The 20,533-nt window shown below is 68.2% G+C and carries 20 protein-coding genes and 1 pseudogene; 5 read left to right on the plus strand and 16 right to left on the minus strand.

From position 1 onward, the window contains the following. Positions 1-365 precede the first annotated feature (365 nt). A complete protein-coding gene (locus OG456_RS06020) occupies positions 366-524 on the plus strand; it encodes a hypothetical protein (RefSeq protein WP_266557919.1) in 159 nt (52 codons plus the stop codon). Here OG456_RS06020 and OG456_RS06025 read toward each other — a convergent pair. The 12 genes from OG456_RS06025 to OG456_RS06080 all read right to left on the minus strand — a co-directional run bounded on the left by OG456_RS06025 (position 518) and on the right by OG456_RS06080 (position 12,436). Next, positions 518-1,357, minus strand: a complete 840-nt coding sequence (locus OG456_RS06025; RefSeq protein ID WP_266557921.1) for a CoA ester lyase — start codon at positions 1,355-1,357, stop codon at positions 518-520. The genes OG456_RS06020 and OG456_RS06025 overlap by 7 nt on opposite strands. 11 nt (positions 1,358-1,368) lie before the next feature. After that, positions 1,369-2,532, minus strand: a complete 1,164-nt coding sequence (locus tag OG456_RS06030; RefSeq protein ID WP_266557923.1) for a CaiB/BaiF CoA-transferase family protein — start codon at positions 2,530-2,532, stop codon at positions 1,369-1,371. 27 nt (positions 2,533-2,559) lie between these two features. Beyond that, positions 2,560-3,765, minus strand: coding sequence for an NAD(P)/FAD-dependent oxidoreductase (locus OG456_RS06035; protein WP_266557925.1), 1,206 nt, complete (start codon positions 3,763-3,765; stop codon positions 2,560-2,562). 282 nt (positions 3,766-4,047) lie between these two features. After that, positions 4,048-5,268, minus strand: a complete 1,221-nt coding sequence (locus OG456_RS06040) for an NAD(P)/FAD-dependent oxidoreductase (protein WP_266557927.1) — start codon at positions 5,266-5,268, stop codon at positions 4,048-4,050. Positions 5,269-5,273: 5 nt separating this feature from the next. Further along, positions 5,274-6,086, minus strand: a complete 813-nt coding sequence (locus OG456_RS06045) for a mesaconyl-C4 CoA hydratase (RefSeq protein ID WP_266557929.1) — start codon at positions 6,084-6,086, stop codon at positions 5,274-5,276. A 34-nt stretch (positions 6,087-6,120) separates the two neighbouring features. Next, positions 6,121-7,500, minus strand: a complete 1,380-nt coding sequence (locus OG456_RS06050; RefSeq protein WP_266557931.1) for an MmgE/PrpD family protein — start codon at positions 7,498-7,500, stop codon at positions 6,121-6,123. A gap of 13 nt (positions 7,501-7,513) precedes the next feature. Continuing rightward, complete coding sequence (locus OG456_RS06055) at positions 7,514-8,689, minus strand: cytochrome P450 (protein ID WP_266557933.1); 1,176 nt, start codon at positions 8,687-8,689, stop codon at positions 7,514-7,516. 5 nt (positions 8,690-8,694) lie between these two features. Next, complete coding sequence (locus tag OG456_RS06060) at positions 8,695-8,886, minus strand: ferredoxin (RefSeq protein WP_266557935.1); 192 nt, start codon at positions 8,884-8,886, stop codon at positions 8,695-8,697. 63 nt (positions 8,887-8,949) lie between these two features. Next, positions 8,950-9,870: an intradiol ring-cleavage dioxygenase gene (locus OG456_RS06065; RefSeq protein WP_266557937.1), complete on the minus strand. Its 921-nt coding sequence runs from the start codon at positions 9,868-9,870 to the stop codon at positions 8,950-8,952. Continuing rightward, positions 9,867-10,922 carry a maleylacetate reductase gene (locus OG456_RS06070; protein WP_266557939.1) on the minus strand — a complete coding sequence of 352 codons (1,056 nt, stop codon included), beginning with the start codon at positions 10,920-10,922 and terminating at the stop codon, positions 9,867-9,869. The genes OG456_RS06065 and OG456_RS06070 overlap by 4 nt, the downstream gene beginning before the upstream one ends. 4 nt (positions 10,923-10,926) lie before the next feature. Further along, positions 10,927-11,622, minus strand: coding sequence for an alpha/beta fold hydrolase (locus OG456_RS06075; RefSeq protein WP_266557941.1), 696 nt, complete (start codon positions 11,620-11,622; stop codon positions 10,927-10,929). A 16-nt stretch (positions 11,623-11,638) separates the two neighbouring features. Further along, positions 11,639-12,436 (minus strand): SDR family NAD(P)-dependent oxidoreductase, encoded by a 798-nt coding sequence (locus OG456_RS06080; RefSeq protein WP_266557943.1) that lies wholly within the window; start codon positions 12,434-12,436, stop codon positions 11,639-11,641. 306 nt (positions 12,437-12,742) lie between these two features. On the opposite strand from OG456_RS06080, the gene OG456_RS06085 reads away from it, so the two are divergent. From OG456_RS06085 to OG456_RS06095, 3 genes are all read left to right on the plus strand, one after another. Continuing rightward, the gene (locus tag OG456_RS06085) at positions 12,743-13,948 is read left to right on the plus strand and encodes an oxidoreductase (RefSeq protein ID WP_266557945.1); all 1,206 of its coding nucleotides are present in this window, start codon (positions 12,743-12,745) and stop codon (positions 13,946-13,948) included. A gap of 10 nt (positions 13,949-13,958) precedes the next feature. Beyond that, positions 13,959-14,486 carry a flavin reductase family protein gene (locus tag OG456_RS06090; protein ID WP_266557947.1) on the plus strand — a complete coding sequence of 176 codons (528 nt, stop codon included), beginning with the start codon at positions 13,959-13,961 and terminating at the stop codon, positions 14,484-14,486. A 278-nt stretch (positions 14,487-14,764) separates the two neighbouring features. Continuing rightward, complete coding sequence (locus OG456_RS06095; RefSeq protein WP_266557949.1) at positions 14,765-15,700, plus strand: LysR family transcriptional regulator; 936 nt, start codon at positions 14,765-14,767, stop codon at positions 15,698-15,700. A 297-nt stretch (positions 15,701-15,997) separates the two neighbouring features. On the opposite strand, the gene OG456_RS06100 is transcribed toward OG456_RS06095, so the two are convergent. Then, positions 15,998-16,600 carry a TetR/AcrR family transcriptional regulator gene (locus OG456_RS06100; RefSeq protein ID WP_266557951.1) on the minus strand — a complete coding sequence of 201 codons (603 nt, stop codon included), beginning with the start codon at positions 16,598-16,600 and terminating at the stop codon, positions 15,998-16,000. Between the two features lie 163 nt (positions 16,601-16,763). On the opposite strand from OG456_RS06100, the pseudogene OG456_RS06105 reads away from it, so the two are divergent. Beyond that, positions 16,764-17,029 (plus strand): annotated as a pseudogene (locus OG456_RS06105) (hypothetical protein); the annotation flags it as partial. Between the two features lie 176 nt (positions 17,030-17,205). Here the strand turns inward: OG456_RS06105 and OG456_RS06110 are convergent. The 3 genes from OG456_RS06110 to OG456_RS06120 all read right to left on the minus strand — a co-directional run bounded on the left by OG456_RS06110 (position 17,206) and on the right by OG456_RS06120 (position 20,490). Continuing rightward, positions 17,206-18,063, minus strand: coding sequence for a bifunctional 5,10-methylenetetrahydrofolate dehydrogenase/5,10-methenyltetrahydrofolate cyclohydrolase (locus OG456_RS06110; protein WP_266557953.1), 858 nt, complete (start codon positions 18,061-18,063; stop codon positions 17,206-17,208). Positions 18,064-18,112: 49 nt separating this feature from the next. Next, positions 18,113-18,985 carry a formyltetrahydrofolate deformylase gene (purU, locus tag OG456_RS06115; protein WP_266557955.1) on the minus strand — a complete coding sequence of 291 codons (873 nt, stop codon included), beginning with the start codon at positions 18,983-18,985 and terminating at the stop codon, positions 18,113-18,115. Between the two features lie 128 nt (positions 18,986-19,113). Further along, a complete protein-coding gene (locus tag OG456_RS06120; RefSeq protein WP_266557957.1) occupies positions 19,114-20,490 on the minus strand; it encodes an aminomethyl transferase family protein in 1,377 nt (458 codons plus the stop codon). Positions 20,491-20,533 lie beyond the last annotated feature (43 nt).

Here is a 20,533-nt window from a genome sequence, read left to right on the forward strand (position 1 = left end):
GTGACTGGCACGCGGCATGTCCATCCAGCAGGTTATCCCCGCGCTCGGCCGGACCATAAATCGCAGGCCACATATGAGCGGTGATTACAGTCACAGATGCCGTTGAGGAAATACTTCGCTCCGCCGACCACGAGACGCTGGATCGTGGCCTCGCGCGCGGCGTCCTGAGTTTTCTGCGCCGAGCTCAGCACATGCTCGGCGAAGTTCTCCAGCACACAGAAATGCACGCGCGTTCGGGCACGGCCTACTACCCAATGTCAAGCCCTCACAATAGCGGGAATGTGTGTACAGCGATGCTGAACGCGCATGAGAAAAATAGCCGGGGCCCGCCCCTGCACGTGCTTCTGCCGCTATTGTCGAATGTCATGGAAAAGCAGCGACGGAAATACCTCGAGTGTCCCTGCGGCGAACTGCTCGAGGGCAGCAACAACGACGCCCTCGTAGCCGGGGTCCAGGCTCATCTGCGCGCGGCGCACCCCCACTTGGAGTACGACCGGGAGCAGATCCTGCTCATGGCCTACTGACCGTCTCGTCCGGCCCTGTGCAGGATCGCCTCGGCCCGGGCCAGGACCGGGGCGTCGACCATATGCCCGTCGACGCGAACCGCTTCGCCCTCGCCGACGGCGGCCAGCACGCTCCGCGCCCAGTCGAGCGACTCGGCGCTCGGCCGGAACGCCGCATGGGCCCCTGCCACCTGCCGCGGATGGATTAGAAGCTTGCCCGCGAGGCCGACTTCCTGCGCGCACCTCAGATCGTCGGCCAGGGCCTGTTCATCGTCCAATGCGGTGGTCACCCCGTCGATCGGCCCCGGGAGACCGGCCAGCCGTGAGGCATGCACCAATGTCGACCGGGCGTGCAGCATCGCCGACCCGGTCGGCTCCGCCCCGATGTCGAGGGCGTAGTCGAGGTGTCCGAAGGCCAGCCGGACGACACCGGCGGTGGCCGCCAGTTCATACGCGTGCGCCACTCCCTCCGCCGACTCGATGAGGGGGATCACCGGGACGTCGGTGAGGCCCGCGACCGATGCCGCCGAGGAACGGGTGTCCGCCTTGGCGAGCATCACCGCGAGCAGGCCGGGCAGGTCGGTGAGGGCTTCCAGGTCGCGGTGGTGGTGCGGACTGGTGACCGGGTTGACCCGTACACAGGCACGGCCACGAGCCGCCAGATACTCCGCGACTGCTTTGCGCGCGCTGTCCCTGCGCCCCTCGGCGACGGCGTCCTCCAAATCGATGACCACGACGTCCGCCCCAGCCGCGGCCGCCTTGGCGAACCGCTCGGGGCGATCGCCGGGCACGAACAGGAAAGAGACGGCCGATCGCAGCACGTCGCTCGCCTCCGGTGCAGTCAGTCCGGTCATCTCGCTGCCTCTCACGCCTGGACCGGCTCGACGGCGGCCGTGATCCCGAACTCGGACAGCACGGTGGCGGTGTGCTCACCGACGTCGGGAACGGGCCCCATGACCGGCTCGAGGCCGTCCATGGTGACTGGCGGCACCAGCGCCCGAAGGGTTCCCTTGGGCGACTCGTACGTCTTCCACCGGCCGCGGGCCTCCAGTTGCGGGTGGGCGGCGAGCCCGTGCATGTCCCGCAGCAGGGCGTTGGCTATGCCCGCCTCCTCCAGCTTCGCGGCGACGTCGGCCGCGGTGCTGCCGAGGAAGGCACGCTCGATCTCGCCGCGCAGATCATCCGCGTTCTCCACGCGCAGGGAGTTGCGGAGATACCGCGGGTCCTCGGCCAGTTCGGGCCGGCCGAGGATCTTCTCGCAGAACACGCGCCACTCGCGTTCGTTCTGCAGGCCGAGGAAGACGAGGCTGCCGTCCCCGCAGCGGAAGGGGCCGTACGGGGAGATGGCGGCGTGGCGGGCCCCGGTGCGAGCCGGCGCCGTGCCGCCGTAGGAGGCGTAGTTGAGCGGGTAGGCCATCCACTCGGCGAGCGCCTCGAGCATGGAGATCTCGATGGTCGCGCCTTCCCCGGTCTGCCCGCGGCGGATGACCGCGGTCAGAATGCCCGTGTAGGCGTACATGCCTGACGCGACGTCCGCAATGGAGATGCCGACCTTCGAAGGCTCCTCCTCGGTGCCTGTGATGGAGACCAGTCCCGCCTCGCACTGCACGAGGAGGTCGTAGGCCTTCTTGCCGGAGTACGGCCCTCCTGCGCCGTATCCGGAGACCGACACATGGATGAGTCCCGGGTTCTCGGCACGCAGTTCGGCGGCGCCCAGGCCGAGCCGTTCCGCTGCGCCGGGCGCGAGGTTCTGGATGAAGACGTCGGCATGGCGGACCAGTTCGCGGATGGCCGCCTGGCCGTCCTCGCTCTTGAGGTCGAGGCAGACCGATTCCTTGGAGCGGTTGAGCCAGACGAAGTGGCTGGCGAGACCGCGCACGGTCTCGTCGTAGCCGCGGGCGAAGTCACCGACTCCCGGCCGCTCGATCTTGATGACCCGGGCGCCCAGATCGGCGAGCTGCCGCGTGGCGAACGGGGCCGCCACCGCCTGTTCGAGCGCGACGACGGTCAGGCCTCGGAGGGGATGCATGCGCGTACTCCTGAATAGAGGGCGGGCTCAGCGGGCGAGAAGGGAGGGGCTTTCCAGCGTTTTGGTGAAGTACAGGACCTCGGCGGCGAGTTCGGGCTCGCGGCCCATCCGGCGGAAGATCTCCAGGTCCTGGTCGAGCTTGGCGGAGTCGCCGGAGTGGAAGATCAGCTGCTTGTTGGAGGTGGCGCGCGGGCTCGCCTTGTCGACGAAGGCCGTGCGACGGGCATCGGCGTAGCGGGTGAGGACGCTGTCGTCGACGCCCTTCACGACGACCGCGCCGAGCGTCTCGATCAGCGCGTACGCGTCGAAGAGGCCCATGGTCAGGCCGAGCCCGCCACAAGGATTGGTGGCGTGCGCCGCGTCGCCGGCCAGCAGCACCCGGCCGGCGCGGTAGGTCGACGCGCTGCGCTGGTGCATCCGGTAGGGGGAGATGGCATCCAGCTCGATCCTCTCCATGACGTCCTCGCCGAAGACCTGCGCCAGGAACCCCGGCAGGCGCTCGGTCACCGTCTCGGCGGGGAGCGCTGCGTCCTCCATGTAGGTGTAGCGCCACAGGCCGTGCTCACAGGACTCGTCGATCTTGGCGATGATGGCGCCGTACTTCTCGTCGACGTAGAACGTCGACTGGGCCCAGCCCTCCCGGTCGTCGGGGAAGCGGATGTTGGCGGCCACGAACCGTTCCGGCCAGGTCATGCCGTCGAACCCGAGTCCCAGCGCGCCACGGACTGCCGAGCGTGCGCCGTCCGCGCCCACCACCCAGGCCGCTCGGAGCGAGGTCTCGCCGGTGTCCGACCTCAGGCGCAGTTCGGCGCCCGACTCGTCCTGGGAGACGCCGATCAACTCATGGCGCCACAGGACACGGGCGTTGGGGAACTTCTCCACCTCGTCGAGGATGATGCGGGCGAGTGCCCCCTGGCCGAGGTGGAGGTTGTACGGGTGCTTGACCCGGCCCGCGAGGGGTTGGAGTCCGTACTCGACGATCTCGCCGGTCCTGCGCACGCGGTAGGCGTAATCCTGCTTGAAGAAGCCTGCCGTCCTGGCCGCCTCGAAGAGGCCGAGCCGGTCGAGGCCGTCCAGGGTCGACCAGTGATAGACGATCGCCCGGGGCGCATCCTGAAGACCGGGGGCACGTTCGACAACAGTGACCTCGATTCCCTGCTGGGCGAGGCCGAGTGCGGTCAGGAGCCCTGTCGGTCCAGCGCCGACCACCACGACCTGTTGCTCTTCGCTCACCGTCAGCCTCCACAAATTCCGTATTTTTTCTGGGATTTCAGCTTAGGAATCCCGCACTTCACCATGAACGAGAATTGGGTCGACCGCCAATGCCACCTATTCGCCCAGGCGATTCACTTCACGCATGCAATTCGGAGCGTCGACCTTTCCGCGCTGTTGCGGATGCCGGGAGAATTGCAGAGACCGTGAAACTCGCCGGACGCTCGAGGCCGATGCCGAGGACGCCTCCACCTTCACTCGGCGGCCAAGATCACGGGGCGGAGGCGTCCGGCTGAGGCCTCCTCAGCCGACCGGAGCCGGGCCGGAAGTGAGGACCGTCCGGGCCTGCTGCCACGGCAGTTCGTTGCGTAGCATGGCGCGGAGCTTCACGAACTGGGCCCGGCGTTCGAAGGCCAGCACACCCGTGACGAGATCGCCCATGCGGTAGACGACGAGAAGCCCGTCGGCGTTCCGGTCCTCGACGATCTCCTCCGTGCCGGTGCGGTAGCCGGCGAACTGGATGCGGACACCGTGCTGGTCCGACCAGAAATAGGGCACGCTGCCGCAGACGACAGGGTCCTCGCCAGCGAAGACGTTGACGGCGTTGATGCCGGCCACGCGCCCCTGCTCGGCCGCGTTGGTCCAGTGCTCGATCCGCATCGTGGCGCCCCACCGCGGATTGCGCCAGCGCACGGCGTCACCGGCGGCGAAGACCCGCTCGGCCGCCTTGAGCGTCGCGTCGCAGACGATGCCGTTGTCGAGCAGCACGCCGGACTCCTCCAGCCAGGCCGTCGACGGCCGTACGCCGACCCCGACCAGGATGACGTCCGCCGGCACCCGCGAATCGTCGTCGAGCAGAAGGAACCGCCGCCCCCCGTCCTCGCCGAGTCCGGTAACGGCCGCGCCGAATCGTAGCTGAACACCGGCGGCCCGGTGCAAGGCCTGGTACTCCCGCGCGACAGCGTCGCCGAACCGGCCCAGCGGCCTGTCCGCCAGGTCGACCACGGTGACCCGGCGGCCGGCCTTGGCCAGGGTGGCCGCGAACTCCCCGCCGATGAATCCCGCGCCGATGACAGCGACGTGCGCACCCGGCCGCGACACCGCCGCGCGCAGCCCGACGGCGTCCTCATAGCGGCGCAGCGTGAACACGTCTGGCTGACCGGCGAACACCGGCGGAACGAACGGCTCGCAACCTGTGGCTGCCACCAGAGCGCCGTATTCCAGGGAACCGACCGTGGTCAGCAGCCGGCGGTTCGCCACGTCAAGGCCCTCGGCCCGGGTGTTGAGCGCGAAGGTAACGCCCTGCTCACGCAGGCTTGCCACCGCCGGGTAGGTCAGCGCCTCGCGGTCGAAGGGTTCCTCCAGCCCCACCTTGGACAAGGGCGGACGCTCGTGCGGCGGATGAACCTCGTCGCTGACCACCATGAGGCTGAGATGCGGTGCCTGGCGGGAGACGGTCTCCGCGGCGCGAAGAGCGGCGACGGATCCGCCGACGACCACGATGTCGGATCTACGCACGGTCATGGGTCTCACGCCTCCGTCAGGGTGCTCACGGCGCACACCGTCCCGGCGGCGCTGCGTGCCTCGGCGCCCTGAGCGAGGCCGTCCGGGCCCGGCACGACCGAGAAGGTCTGCGCCTTGGTCATCGGCGAGACCAGGCGGTAGCCGAAGGTCCTGCCGATCAGGTCGATGCCCTCGCGGCGCATGTGCTCGCCCATCATGAAGGCGAGGAGCGGGCCGTGGATCACCAGCCCGTCGTAGCCTTCATTGCGGCACCAGTCCAGGTCGTAGTGGATCCGGTGGGCGTTGTACGTCAGCGCCGAGAACCGGAACAGCATTCGCTCGTCCGCGGAGAGCCGAAGCTGCGGGCCGGCCGGGGGCTCGGGCGGCGCCGGGGGTACCGGCAAGGCGCTCGAACCCGGGGCGCGGTAGACGATGTCCTGCTCCTCGCGGATCACCAACCGCCCGTCCTGAAAGATCTCCTGAGCGACCGTCGTGAGGGTCAGAAGACCGGTACGTCCCTGCTTGTCGACGGACCGGGCGACGAAGGTCACCTTGGTCGCCGGCTTGCCGATCTCGAGGAGCCCGTGCGTCGTGACCCGCCCGCCGCCGAACATGCGCCGGCGGCCCGGACCCGGGGGCGCCGGGATGCCCACAACGGGGTGCCCGTCCTCACCCAGTTCGCTCTCGCGGCTGCGCTCGAGCAGGTAGCTCCAGTGCCACAAGGGCAGCACGCGGTCCCCGGCCTTGTGGGGGATGTCGAGATCGAGCATCGCTGCCAGCGCTTCGGCCGGCTCGGCGGCGATCACCTCGGTGCGCTCGACCGTTTCCTGATTCGTCATGTCATCCGTTCCATTCATTCCCATGCGCGTCTGTTCATGCCCGTGCACGCAGGGAGTGCAGGAGCTCCGAGAGATCGGGCGCGTCCTCCAGATGCTCCACCGCGTCGACGAGTTCGGCGGCGGCCCCAGCGCCGAGCGGCTCGACCAGGGCCCGCGCCTTGGCCACAACTTCCTCGTGGGACATCGGGTTCTGCGCCGAGCCCTTCGCCGTGGTCGGGTTGCCCGCCTCCAGGGTGAGCACCTCGCCGTCGATGAGCTCGATATCGAAGCGGGGGCCGTCCTCGAGCTGGATGCCCGGGTCGGCGTGCATGGAAATCTTGCTCATCGTCTCCCTGACACGCGGCTCGTGAACGCGGGGCGGCTCGTACTCGTCCAGGCCGAGCCGACCACCGCACAGCGCCAGGGCGACCGAGTACGGGAGGCTGAACTGCGCGTCGAACAAGGTCTCCACGGGGTCGACGGACAGCATGTTGATCGCCGTCTCCCCTGCGGTGATGCGCAGGCTCCGTACGTCCTCCGCCTGGATCGGGCGCGAGGCCAGCAGGTCCATCACCGTGTCGATGGCCGAATGGCAGCCTCGGCAGCACGCGTACGGCTTGAGGTAGGAGCTCGCGACATTGAAGTCGGTGCCCAGGTCCTTCAGCGCCGCATCGGCAGACCCCTCCCCACCGTTGTAGGTGGCGAACAGTCCGCCCCACTTCGCCTCGAAGAGCCGACGCGGACCGGTGAGTCCCCCACGGGCGAGGACGGCCGCGTCCACGCCCGTCTCGCCGGCCTTCCCGGGGTGGAGTCGCTTGGTCATGGCTCCGTCGTCCTTGAAGGCCCACACGCCGCCCGTGAACGAGCCGGCGATGCCGAGCGCGTCGGCGAACCGCTCCGCGTCGAGGCCAAGGGACTTCGCGGCCGCGGCGGCCGCGGCGATGCTGCCCATCGTGCCGCTGGAGTGCCAGCCGCGGTCGGTGTGCGCGGCGAAGCCGCCCAGGGCCCCCAGGGCTCGGTAGCCGATGTCGTATCCGGCGACGGTGGCCGTGATGAGGTCACGCCCTGAGCCACCCGCCGCCTCGGCCGTGGCGATCACGGCCGGCAGCACGGTCGAACCGGCGTGCCCGGGGCCGCCTCCGTCGTCGAAGTCGCGGGCATGCGCCGACATGCCGTTGGCGAGGGCGGCCTGGGCAGGGGTGAGCCTGAGGCGCGTGCCCCACACGAGGCTGCCCGACGCGGTGTCCTGGATCCCCGCCAGCGCGTCGATCACGCTGGTCGCCTCGGCGGTGGTCGCGCCGAGCATCGCGACGGCGAGCGTGTCAAGGATGTGGTCCTTGACTCCCGCGACCACGTCCTCGGGCAAGTCTTGGAAGGCGATGCCCGCCCAGTGAGCTGCGAGCGTCTCCGTCAACGAGGGTGTGCTACTGGTCATTTGCCTGGCCCCCTCACGGCTTCAGGTCGACGGTGAGTTTGCCGATAAGCCACCGGCCGCCCGCCTGGTCGATCCGTGTGGCGTCCTCGACGACCCGGGCGCCCGGGTAATGCTCGGCCAGGTGGCGCACCACCTCCTCGATCTCGGCCTTGGCCAGCCCCTGCCCCAGGCAGTTGTGGGAACCGGTGCTGAAGGTGAGCGGCTGGTTGCGCTCCCGATCGAGGTCGAACTCCTCGGAGTGCTCGAACTTCTCCGGGTCGCGGTTGGCCGACCAGACCGCCACGTGCACGTCGCTCCCCTTGGGGATGACGGTGCCCTCAAGCTCGACGTCCTCGACGGCGATCTTGCTCACCACGCCGGTGCGTGGGAAGAGCCGCAGGCTCTCGACGACCGCCGCGGGGATCAGCTCCGGATCGGCAACGATCCGCTGCCAGGCCTCCCGATCACGGAGCAGGGTCCAGACGACCAGGCCGGCCTGGTGCGCGGTGTTGACGGAGCTCGCCTCGAGCATCGAGGTCGCCTCGGCCAGGACCTCCTGCTCGGTCAGCTTGCCTTCGTCGCCGAGGGAGATGAGGTACGACAGCATGTCATCGCCCAGCCCCTCGGCGCGCTTCCTGGCGATGAGGCCGGCGAGGTAGGCGAAGAGCTCGTCGTAGGCCTCCACGATCACCGGGGTCAGACTGCGGTCCCTGGTGAGCAGTGACAGAGTGCGCTCGGACAGGCTTTGCACCTGGGGTGCGTCGCTCGCGGGCGCGCCCGCGAGGTGACAGTAGACCAGCGACGGGATGCGCTGGGCGACGCCCCGGTAGAAGTCGACGGGCGCCGAGTCGTCGAGATCGGCGTTGATCGACTCCACGATCCGGCGGAGCACGTCGCGTGTGTTCTTCACCGTCACCGGGCTCATGAAGCGGGCGAGCGGCAGACGCAGGCGAAGGTGCCGGTCGCCCTCCAGCATGATGATGCTGCGGGCCCGGAAGTCGTGGACCGGGCCGGAGGTGATGCCGAACTCCTCCATCAGCCGCAGCGCGGAGTTCTGGAACCGCTTGTCGCGCAGCACCTTGGAGGCCAGGTCGTAGCCAAGGACGGCGGTGCCGTAGTCGCCCTGCACAAGGGCGTGTCCGTCGAGCGCACCGCCCTGGTGCGTGCCGGCGTCGGGCGAGAACGGATCAAAGGTCGCTATCTCGTTCATGGGGGTCACCCGCGGGCGATCGCGCCGACGGGGCAGCACACGATGACCTCTTCGAGCTCGGCCTCACGCCCGGGGTCCACCTCGGTCCTGAGCTGCTCGAGCAGGCCATCGTCACCGATGCGGAATACGTCCGGCATCAGTGCGGCACACGTGCCGTTGGCGTCGCACCGGTCGAAATCGACCTTCACTTTGATCATGGCAAGGGACTCCTTTGTCATTTCGTTCGTGCCCGGGGTGCCGGCCTCGGGCGGATCACTTGCTCAGGCCTCGGCCGACGCGAGCACGATGTCGAAGCGGACCTTCGACCAAGTGCCGTCGACGACCTGGCCGTCCGGCGTGAGTGTTCCGGCCGGCTGTTCCTCGAAGTCCTTGACCAGCGACTCCTTCACGCCGAAGACGCTGTCCGTGTCGAGGAGTTCGTCACCGCGCACGAAGATGTGCGTGACCAGCTCACGGTGACCGGGTGCGCGAACGAGGAAGTGCAGGTGGGAAGCGCGCATCGGGGACCGGCCGACGGCCTGCAGCAGCCGTCCGACAGGGCCGTCGTGCGGGATCGGGTAGGGGGTCGGCGTGATGCCCCAGAAGCGGTAGGAACCCCGGACGTCGGTGCGGAAGTGGGCGCGTGCGGCGGTGCGGTCGTCCGTGTACTGCAAGTCGTACAGGCCGTCCTCGTCGGCCTCCCACACCTCGACCAGTGCCCCGGGAACCGGGTTGCCGTCGGTGTCGGTGACGGTGCCCTCGACCCAGCACGGCTGCCCGGCCGCGCCGAACGACATGTCGCCGCCAAGCGGGATCTCCGGCGAGCCTTCGACGAAGAACGGGCCCCACACGGTCGCCTCGGTGGCGTTCCCGTACACCTCGTTGTTGACGGTGATGGTCTGCATCGAGGCGCCGAGAACGTCGGAAAGCAGGATGAACTCCTGCCGTTTGTCATCGGTGATGTGGCCGGTGGCGGTGAGGAACTCGATCGCCTTGTTCCATTCGGCCTCGGTCAAACGTGTCTCTTGGATGAAGGCGTGGACGTGCCTGACGAGCGTGGTAATGAGCTCCTTGAGCCGCGGATCCACGCAGTTGTCGAAGGAGCGCACCACCCGCTCGGTCAACTCCGCCTCCCGGCGGGCCTGTTCCGTGCCGGAAGCGCTTGATGTCTCGGTAACCGAGGCCTCGCGGTTGTCGTTCATACCGGCCCCTGTCCGGACCATGCAGACTGCAACAGGGCGGTGATGCTCGCCGGAGTCACCGGCGCGGGGTTGTTGGCCGGAACGGCCTTCACAATGGGGCCGACGGCCTTGGCGATGCCGTCGGCGGGCATGCCGTGATCCTTCAACGCCCTTGGCGCGCCCAGGACTTCACGCAGGGCTGCCAGCCCATCGGACGCCGTTGCCGAGCCGAACGCCCGGGCGATCCGGGCCTCGGCCTCGGGTGCGTGGGGTGCGTTGAAGGCCAGCACGTACGGAAGCACGACCGCATGGGTCTGCGCGTGCGGCAGGTCGAACATGCCGCCGAGCACATGGCAAATCTTGTGGTGCATGCCCGAGCCGGCGGAGGCGAACGCGACCGCCGCCAGGTACGCGCCGTACAGCGTCTTCTCGATTCCCTCGAGGGAGGCCGGGGCATCCGCCACCTGCTGCAGCCCTTCGGCCAGGCCGCGGATGCCCTCCTCGGCCAGCGCCCGGTCGATCGGATCAGCGCGTGGACCCCACATCGAGTCCACGCAATGGGCCAGCGCGTTCAGACCGCTGGAAACGGCCATCTCGCCGGGCAACGTGGTCAGCAGGCAAGCGTCGTAGACGACCGAGCGCGGCAGCACCTTCGGATCGGCTCCGGTGCGCTTGGTCCCATCCTCGGTCAGGCCCCACACATCGGTCGCCTCGCTGCCGGCGTACGTCGTCGGCACGGCGACGACCGGCAGGCCGGTGGTCAGGGCGACCGCCTTGCCGAGTCCGGTGGTCGAGCCGCCTCCTACCGTGACGATCACATCCGCGCCGCAGGAGGCGGCAGCCTCCCGGGCTCGGGCGGCCACCTCGACCGGCACATGCATCACGACCTCTTCGTGAAGCAGTGCGACCGGAACCGCCGCGGCGATCGGGGCGGCCAGAGCCGCCTCCCGCTCCGAGGCGATCAGCATCACCTTGGCGCCACCGAGCGCCTCGACCTCGGCCGCCACGGCCGACGGGGCCTCGCCGGAGGCGAAGACCACGCGCTGCGGCAGCGTCTCGTGGACAAACTTCATCGGTTCACGCTTCCTTGGTCCGCGGCAGCCATCCGAGCAGAGCTGAGGCGACCCCGTCGGGATCCTCGAGGGCGGAGAAGTGCCCTACGTCCTCCAGCGTCACCAGCCGCGCGCCGGAGATCCCTGAGGCGAGCGCGTGGCCCAGGCTCGGCGGCGTGATCGCGTCGTTGTCGCCCACCAGGACCATCGTCGACACGGAGATCGCCGACAGTTCCTGGCGTCGGTCGTACCGCTCGGCGACCGCCCGCTGCTGGTCCTTGAAGACCTCCACACCCAGGGCGCGGACCATCTTTCCCGCGAGCGCGGTGATGTCGGGCCGGGCCAGCGCCACGGCGCCCGCGATGATGTCGGCGGCCTTCTCGAAATCACCGGACTCCGCCAGACCGATGGCCCTGAGCGAGTTGTCCCGGCGTTGCGGCTCCGCGGCAATCGCGGAGGTGTTGAGCAAGGCGAGGCCCTGGACCCGGCCAGTGCCTCGCAGCACGACGTCGAGCGAGACGTACCCGCCCATCGAGATGCCGGCGAGGTTGAACTTCTCCGGCGCCTTCTCCAGGACCGAGTCGGCCATCGCCTTGATCGAGGCACCCTCGCCCCGGATCACCCGGCACTCGACATGTGCGGACAGCCGCTCGACTACGGGCTGCCACAGGCGCTCGTCCGCACCCAGCGCGGGGATCAGTACCAGTGGATGGTTCAGCATCTTCATTCCTCCTGGCTTACGCGGCACCATCGACATTGAGGACACAACCGGAGGTGAACCCCGCCTCATCGGAGACGAGGTAGGCGACGGCGGCGGCGATCTCTGCACCGGTGCCCGTACGCCCCGCCGGGATCGCCGCACGGGTGGCCACCTGCGCCTCCTCGGGCAGCGCCTCGAACACCCGCCGCACCCGGCCCTGCTCCGGCAGGATCAGTCCGGGCGAGACGACGTTGACCGTGATGCCGACGCTGCCCAGGTCCTTCGCGAGCTGCTTGGTGAGCCCGATGACCGCAGCCTTCGACGCGGCGTACGGCAGTCGCGCACCCACGGTGCCGGACGGTCCGGAGAGCCCGTTGGCCACCGCCGAGGAGAAGTTGACGATGCGCCCGAAGCCGTTCCGGCGCATCAACGGCACCGCCATCCGGCTGCACAGGAACGCGCTGGTCACATTGGCGTTCAGGACCCGCGACCACATCTCGGGAGCGATGTCCTCGATGTCGTGGGCGGGCTCCGTTCCGCTGCCGCCCGCGGTGTTCACAAGCGCGTCGACCCGGCCGAAGTGGCTCTCGATCTCGGCGAAGGCGTCCGAGACGAGCGTGGCGTCCGCCAGGTCCGCCTTGACGGTGAGCACCCGGACCGCGGGGAACGCGGCGCGGATCGCGGCGGCCGTGGACTCCAGGCCCTCGCCGTTGAGGTCGAGAAGTGCCAACTCGAATTCCTCGCCAGCTAGTTGGTGCGCGATCTCCGCGCCCAGGCCCTCAGCGCCGCCGGTCACCACGGCCACCTTCTTTTCCGTCTCCTGCGCTGACAGCACCGGACTCCTCCAGGACGTTCCGCCGGCTGCGAGCCATGAGCAGCCGCACAGGTCCGTACGACCCGCGGCCCCCAGCGTGTCCTACAGCGATCACGCACATCAATGACGAAAAAATTCGCCCAGCAATGCATTTTCCGTATGACATCCATGGCCGCCGGATTTGCGGCCGTCGGAAACACTCATGCGCGTATCGCATGGCCATCATGAACTTCCTGTGCCTATTCCCGCTCGCCGTGACTCCGCATGCTGCTGGGGGTGACCGGTGTTACCCGGACATCTGCATTTCCGCACCCTGTGGAGGAAGCCGTGACACAGTCAATTCCCGGATCGTTCCTGGCCGTTGAGCCGAATCCGGAGATCGTCTCCCGCGCGACGGCGCTGGTCCCGATGATCCGCGAGTACGCGAACCAGGGCGCCGAGGGCCGCCGGGTTGCGCCCGAGGTAATCAAGGAGCTGGACAGGGCCGACCTCTTCCGGCTCTTCCTGCCGGCGCGTTTGGGCGGTCTTGAGGCTTCGGCAGCGACAATCTTCGAGACGCTCGCGGAGGTGTCGCGCGGAGACGGCTCCACCGGCTGGGTGACCACACTGCTCTCGTCGGCCGCCGGCTATGTGTCCACCTTCCCCGACCAGGCCCAGCACGACATCTTCGGTGCGAACCCGCGTGCCCGCGTCTCGGGCACGTTCGCCCCCACCACGCAGGTCGAGCGTGTTGTGGAGGGCGGCTACCTGGTGAGCGGCCGCTGGCCGTATTCCTCAGGTTCCTTCGCCGCGGACTGGCTCACCCTGGGTCTCCTCATCCCGCGCGAGAATCCCGACGAGAACCCGGTCTCCATGGCGCTCTTCCCCCGTGACGCCTGCCGGATCGAGCCCTCCTGGTTCGTCACCGGCCTCACGGGAACGGGCAGCGACACCGTGGTCGTCGACAACCAGTTCGTCCCGGACCACCGAATCCAGCCCATGCACAACATGCTCGACGGAGAATGGCTGACCTCGCACAAGGAGGACCGGGTCGCCGGCTGGCCGTTCAGCTCGCTCGTGTCTGTCATCCTCGCCGCTCCCCAGCTCGGGTTGGCCCGCCACGCGCTGGAGATCACCCGCGCCAAGCTGGGCGACAAGCGGGTGACGAACACGGCCTACCGCCAGGCCCGCCTGTCCCCCACCCACCAGCTCAACGTGGCCGATGCGGCGACCAAGCTCCACCTCGCTGAACTGGCCATGCGGCGTGTCGCGCACGACATCGACACCGCGAGTGCCGAGCGCCGGCGGCCGGACGTGGAGACACGCGCCAGGATCCGCAACGACACGGGTGTCATCGCGGACCTGTGCAAGGAGTCGATCGGTCTCCTTCTGACGGCCAACGGCTCCGGTTCGTTCGCGGAGAGCAATGTCCTCAGCCGGATCTGGCGTGACTCGGAGATCGCGAACAGGCACGCGCACGTCACGTCGGGCATCGGCCGCGAGGCCTACGGCCGGATACTGCTGGGCAACCACGACCACCTGATCGAGCTGTGACATGCCGACCATGACCGACAACTCCCACATCGAAGGCGGCCGTGCGGCGATCCACGACGCGGCGGTCTACCGGCGTGTCCTCGGGCATGTCCCCACCAGCGTGGCCGTGGTGACCGCCACCGGCCGCTCGGGACGGCCGGTGGGCATGACCGTCGGATCGTTCACCTCCGTCTCCCTCGACCCACCACTGGTCGCCTTCTTCGTCGACCAGGCATCATCCACCTGGCCTCACCTGTACGCGGCCGACCACTTCGGCGTGAGCATCCTGGGGCATGCCCAGAGCGAACTGTGCAGGGCGTTCTCCCGCCGCTCCGAGGACCGGTTCGTGGGCGTGGACTGGCACACGTCCGACCTGGGTGTCCCGCTCCTTTCGGAGGCCATCGTGACCCTGGAGTGCAGCCGGGCCAAGATCGACCTGATCGGCGACCACTACCAGGTGGTCGGCCGCGTCGAGTCGATGGAACTGCGTGCCTCGAACCCACCGCTGATCTTCCTGCAAGGCGGGTTCGTGGACATGGACGGCCCCTCCGCCTCCTGAAAGGCGCTCCCCCTCGATGTGCCGCTGTCCGATCGGACAGCGGCACATCGAGGGGTCTTCGCTTTGGAAGGCCCGACCGGAAGGAGAGGCTCAGGAATTTCGCTGCGGCTATGCATCAGACGCATAATGCAGCGCCTGGATTGCACCGGCATTTGGCAACCGACCCGGGCTCACCGCCGTTTCACGGGAATTTTCGGAATCCAGCGTGACCGCGATTATTGAAGGAACTATGCGTTGACTGTATGGTCCCCGCCAGAGCCGCAAGACCCGGAGGAACCATGGAACTGCGCGAACTGGAGTGGTTCAACACCCTCGCCGAGACCGAGAATATGACGGCTGCCTCCGCACGGCTGAACATCAGCCAACCCACCCTGTCACGGGCCCTGGCGCGCCTCGAGCGCAAGCTGGGGGTGAAACTCTTCGACCGCCGCCAGAACCGACTGCAGCTCAACCGGTACGGTGCGATCTTTCAGGCACATGCGATGCGGGCCATGAACGAACTCTCCAAAGCGGAGGAGCGGATCTCCACGCTCGTCGACCCGGACCAAGGCCAGGTTTCACTCGGCTTCCTGAATTCCTTTGGGGAGTGGCTGATCCCGGACCTGGTGAACCGCTACCGCGATCTGGCTCCCCGCACGTCCTTCGAGTTGCGCGGTGCAGCCTCGGACACGGTGACGGACGACGTACGCCAGGGCCGTATCGACATCGGCTTCGTGGCCCCGGAGCCGACCGCTGAGGACCTCGACTGGACCCCGCTCGGCCTCCAAAGACTGAGCGTCGGGGTTCCGGCGGGCCACCGGTTCGCGGACCGCGGCCATGTCACGATCGCCGACCTGGAGGACGAGCCGATGGTGGCGCTCAGGGTCGGATACGGCCTGCGGCACATCACTGAACGCCTGTGCCGGCAAGCCGGGTTCTCTCCGCAGATCGTCATCGAGGCCACCGACCTGTACACCCTGCCCCCGTTCGTCCTGGCAGGCTGGGGTGTCGCCATTGTCCCCGAACCGCAGCCGGGACAGCAGACCCTGACCCCCGTCATTCCCATCGACGACCCTTCCGCGTTCCGGCCCTACGGAATGCTGACGCGCCGGGGAGGACCGGGCGGGCAGGCCGCGCGGCGCTTCATGGCGTTCGTGACGGCACGGCCGAAGGCCATGGGAGCGCCGCAGGAAGCCGCCCCGCAGGCTGCCGGCGTGGCGACCAAGGCCGTCTGAGGAACGCCAGGAAGTGACGGCCTCCCGTTACACGCTCTCCGGTGCCGTCCACCCGCCGGCGCGCACATCCAGAGGTAAGCGGCCCGGGGGCAACCCATACCGGGCGACGAAATGCCGTCTTCGGAAGGCGAGCCGGCTGAGTTCATACAAGTACGCGACCACGCACGTGTAGTCCCGGTCAGGCCGTGGGTGTGGGGGCCGAGGCCCCAAGGGCAGGGCCGATCACGTCGGCGTGGCAGGAGCGATCGGCGCAACCACGAGAGCGGTGACGTCAGGAGGGGCGGACCGTGGGGACGGTCAGGAGGCGGTGGGAAGGCCAAGGGCGGGGAGGACCACGGCGTCGATGTACCAGGCGAGGGAGGCCTGGGTCGGCGGCTGGTCGTCGAGCAGCGCCGGGGTGACGTAGCCGCCGATCATCATGTGCAGCACGCCCTCCAGCGCGGGGCAGTCCGCACGGACCTCGCCGCGGTCGATGGCCCGCTGGATCACCTGATGGAAGCCGGACAACTCGGGCTCGACGAGCTGCGCCCGGAACTCCCCGCGCAGGTCGGCGATGTTGTGCATCGCCATGGCGACGCCGCGCATGAGCGCCGAGTTCCGTTCGATGGTGCAGTCGTCCTCAAGCTGGACCAGCGCGTGCAGGTCGCCGCGGAGGGTGCCCGTGTCGATGCCACTGAAGCGGTCCGGCTTGTTGTGCCTGACGGCCTTCACGACCAAGCCGGCCTTGCCGCCCCACTGGCGGTAGAGCGTGGCCTTGCTGGAACGAGTGCGGGCGGCGACGGCCTCCACGGTCAGGGCGTCGTAACCGACCTCGCGGAGCAGGTCAAGCACGGCCGCGAACAGCTCGGCTTCGCGCTCGGGCGTGATGCGACTGCGACGCTTCGTTGCCACCGCAGTCATGCCCCTCACCTTCCAACTCCGGCACGGACTCATCACGTAGACCTCAAAGACACCCTACGACTACGCGGAGGCGAATAATGTCGTACGTGCCCCGGCTCACGTCCGTTGAGAACATATAAGTTGCCCTGGCCCTTGCGCCTCAAGGCATGGAAACTTGACCTGGTTGCGCCTGACGCACCTCAGCGGTGCCAGTTGTGCTTCGTGGCCGAGGACGACATCGCGGCTGACCCCGCTCGACGAACCCAGCCGCGCCTGGCGGATCACCGCCGACCGCACCAAGGCCGGCCGCCCCCGCTTCTCGCCCGGCGGCAGCCAAGTCGCCCCCACGAGCTGCCTGCCGCCTCGTGGGGCCTACAAGGTGGCCCCCCCGGCCGCACCCTCCCCTGGGGCCAGGTCGCCGACCTCCAGACCGCCGACATCGAGGGCGAGTGCCGTACCTCCTGGTCCTCACCGGCAGCCCGCCGTAAGAGGCTCGCCTTCCTGCGCCTGGGCGCCTCGCTGCAGTCAGGATGAGTTGCCGCCGGCAGACGGACCAGCCGCGTCTCCCGCCGGCGGCCCACCCTCGGCTGCCACTGCCCACTCCTCCCTCGGAAATCCAGGGCCACCTAGCGGGCCGACGCGGCCTCGGCCGCCCGCCGCTGGGCTCCGCGCAGGGTCTGCACGAGAAGCGTCGCGATCGTCATCGGACCCACTCCACCGGGGACCGGTGTGATGTAGGAAGCACGCCTCGCGGCCGTTTCGAATTCGACGTCGCCTCGGTTGTCGGCATACCCCGCATCGACCACGACCGCGCCCGGCTTGACCCACTCGCCCTTGACGATTCCCGGCACCCCAACCGCCGCCACGACGAGGTCGGCTCGCTCTACGTGCTCGCGCAGGTCCGCGGTCCGTGAATGGCAGTAGGTCACGGTCGCGTCGCGCCCTAGCAGGAGCATCCCCATGGGCTTGCCCAGGATGGCGCTGCGACCGATCACCACTGCGTGGCGGCCGGCGAGCGGCACATCATAGGCGTCCAGTAGCGCCAGAATCCCGCCCGGGGTCGCGGACGCGAATCCCTCCTCGGTGAAGGCCATGGCCGCAAACGACGTCCGGGTCACCCCGTCCACGTCCTTGCCCGGGTCAATCGCCTCGAATGCAGCACGCTCGTCGATGTGGTGGGGCACCGGATGCTGCAACAGGATGCCGTCGACCTCGGGATCGGCCGACAGATCGCCGATGACGCGGCACAGTTCGGCCGTGTCGATCCCGACGTCGAGATCGAACCGGCGTGACTCGATCCCCACCTGGCCACAGCGGTTGACCTTCATCCGCACATAAGTGTGCGAAGCCGGGTCATCGCCCACGAGTACCGTCGCCAGCACCGGCCGCCGACCTTGCTCTCCAACGAACTGCTCGACTTCCGCCTTGAGTTCGACCAGGAGCGCCGACGAAACCGCGCGGCCGTCCAGGAGTTGTGACACCACTTTCCACACCCTTGTTTCTGTCGAGTTCGAAGGTTGCATCCGGCCCCGGTCAGAACACAACCGTCTGACTGCCGTTGAGGAGCACCCGGTCCTCGCAGTGCCACGCCACCGCCCGCGACAGGACCTGACGCTCGACATCGGCGCCTCGTCGCTGGAGGTCCGCCGTCGTGTCGTCATGAGACACCCGTACGACGTCCTGCTCGATGATCGGCCCCTCGTCCAGGTCCTCGGTCACGTAGTGAGCGGTCGCTCCGACCAGCTTCACACCCCGGTCCTTGGCCTTCTGGTACGGCCCGGCGCCGATGAACGCGGGCAGGAACGAGTGATGGATGTTGATGACGGGCGCACCCACCTCCTCGAGGAAGTCCTCCGAGAGAATCTGCATGTATCGGGCCAGCACCAGCAGGTCGATGTTCCCCTTGAGCAACTTCAGCTGCTCCTGCTCGGCAACCGCCCTGGCGCCCTTCTCGACGGGAATGTAGAAGAACGGGATACCGAAGCCCCGCACATCCTCACCCAAGTCCGGGTGGTTGGAGACGACCATGGCCACATTCATGGGGATCTCGCCGCGGCGCTGACGCCACAGCAGGTCCAGCAGACAGTGATCCGACTTGGAGGCCATGATCGCCACGCGCTTGGGCCTGTGCGCGTCCCCCAGCCGGTAGCTCAGTCCCAGCGCGCCCAGCGCTTCGTCCAGTTCCTCCTCGAGCGTAGTCAACCGACCTGCCAGGCCGTCCAGGTGGAACGTCGTGCGCTGGAAAAACTGGCCGCTGGCAGGGCCTGTCGAGTATTGATCGAGAGAGACGATGTTCGCACCGAGCCGCGCAAGCAGGGACGACACCGAAGACACGATCCCCGGCCCGTCAGGACCCTGGACGATCAACCGTCCGAGGTCGGCGGCATCATGAGTGGGCAGAGACATGAAAGCGGTTCCTTTCGGGATTTGCAGCAGATACCCGGCGTGCGAGGGATTCCGGCGGCCGTCAGGGGCCGCTTCGGTGAATCCGGGAGATGACCCGCGGAGCCCGGGACGGCGCCGCGGGTGGACGGCTACGCGGCCGCGACTCCGGAGGGGACGGCGGTGAAGTCGAAGTCCTTGTTGCTGGCCAGGTCCAGGTACGGGAAACGTTCCACCGTCGCCCGGATCGGCTTGATCCGTCCTCCGTGGTCCCCCCAGTGCACGATGACCTCGGTGCCGATCTCGGCCTGGTCCATGTCGATGGTCGAGTGGGAGAGCATCTCCCGGTAGTAGTAGGAGTACACCGCGACCGAGGAGACCCCTACCTGCTTGCCGTCTTTGGTGACGAGGTCGGCGTGCCCACCGGCGGGTGACTGCGGGGTGGTGGGGAACTCGAAGTGCTTGTATTCCTCACCAGGCTCGAACTGCGAGGCGAAGACGTCGAGTACGTCCTCCTTGTTCCACCTCAGCACCACCGTCTTGCGGCGACGGTTCGCAGCCTCGGCCTCCAGCGCCTCACGGCCGATGAAGTCGTGGTCGAACTTCGCCATCCAGCCCCAGTTCACCTCGAACGGAGTCCGCAGCCGGGCACTCATGTCCCCCGGCTGGACGCTGCCCGGCAACTGCCCCCCCACCTGCGACGGCGGAAGCCCGGCCCCGAACACCGGGTGGGTGACGAACCCGGGGTCGGCGAACGCTGCCGGCAGGAACGTGCAACCCTGCTGCGGGAATCCACCCTCGGTGTGGTTGACCACGTAGGTACGCCATCCGAGTCGCTTGAGCCCGAATTCCTTCCCTGCCTGGAACACCGCGTCGAACACGGCCGGGCCGTGCTCCAACGGCCCGCGCAGCTCGTACGCCAGAGTGCCCGCCATGCCGATCCGGGACAGCTCGATCTCCGCCGACGCGTCGATCCCCGGGATGCTGACCTGCCTGATGCCCAGGAACTTCAGATCGCGCAAGGGCTCGCCGATGAGCCGCTCCAGGACCTGCAGCGAGGTCGGACCCGCGACCTGGAACAGGAAGATGTCCCGAAGCCCGATCTCGACGTCCAGCCCCAGCGACGGCGCCTTGTACATCGGCCACGGCATCGCGGCGAAATGGCGGAAGGAGTCCTCACTGTCACGCACCGCCAGACCGTGGCTGGCGATGTACCCGTGCTCGTCGAGCATCACCAGATGCTTCGAGGTACCCACCGGCCACTTGTAGACGTTGTTGATGCTCAGCCGCGACAGGAACTCCTGCGCGTGCGGGCCGCTGAACGTCACCTCGGGAAACCCGCTCAGGTTCGACGCCAGATAGGAGCCCGTCTTCCACGACATGGACTCCTGCTTCCAGCCATCACCCTCCCAGATGTGCAGGCTGCCAAGGATGTTCAGATAGGTCGGGACTTCTGGGTAGGCCGGAACATCGTGGATGGCCGCCACAGCGGCCTCGCCCGGACCGCCGGCACTGCCGTTACCGTTCATCGTTGAAGCACCTTTCTCAAGAACACGAAAACCTCTGGAACAC

Source organism: Streptomyces sp. NBC_01446, from assembly GCF_026340095.1.
GTDB lineage: Bacteria > Actinomycetota > Actinomycetes > Streptomycetales > Streptomycetaceae > Streptomyces > Streptomyces aureus.